Source organism: Bacteroides sp. NSJ-39, assembly GCF_014287315.1.
In the GTDB taxonomy this organism is placed as follows: domain Bacteria; phylum Bacteroidota; class Bacteroidia; order Bacteroidales; family Bacteroidaceae; genus Bacteroides; species Bacteroides finegoldii.
Genome location: NZ_JACOOB010000076.1, coordinates 1 through 698, shown reverse-complemented (window position 1 = coordinate 698; position 698 = coordinate 1). Strand labels below are relative to the sequence as shown.

The following is a 698-nucleotide window of genomic DNA, read 5'->3' as shown; positions in this document are numbered from 1 at the left end:
GACGCTTATAACTTTGCGAGCGAAGGCAGTGAAGAAGTGCAAGAAGAGGCTAAAACACTCATCAATGCTTCTGTTTTAGGGCTTATATTCGAGAAAATAAATGGTCACAAGGATGGTTCAGTATTCACTCCAGGCTTTATCACTATGTTCATGTGCCGTGAAGCAATCACCAAGACCGTGTTGCAAAAGTTTAATGGTTATTATGGCTGGAATTGTACCACCCGTATAGAACTATACAACCATATTGACAATATAGTCGAAGCTAATGAACTAATTAACAGTTTGCGACTGTGTGATCCAGCTGTTGGTTCGGGTCACTTTCTTGTGTCTGCTCTCAATGAACTGATACTCTTGAAATACGAATTAGGTATTTTGGTAGATGCTACCGGTAAGCGTATCCGCAAAGCGGACTATCAACTTGCCATTGAAAATGACGAGCTGATTGTTACCGATACCGAAGGTAATTTATTTGCTTACAACCCACTCAATGCGGAAAGTCGCCGCATGCAGGAAACTCTTTTCAAGGAGAAGCGTCAAATCATTGAGAACTGTTTATTTGGCGTTGATATTAACCCCAACTCTGTGAAGATTTGCCGCCTACGACTGTGGATTGAATTGTTGAAGAATGCTTACTATACGGCTGAAAGTAATTACACTTATTTAGAAACCTTACCAAATATCGACATTAACATCAAATG

1 protein-coding gene is annotated in these 698 nt (G+C 40.1%); it reads left to right on the top strand.

What is annotated here, in order from left to right; genetic code table 11:
• On the top strand, positions 1-698 hold a 698-nt coding region (locus H8S63_RS19790; protein ID WP_370527617.1), incomplete at both ends, for a DNA methyltransferase.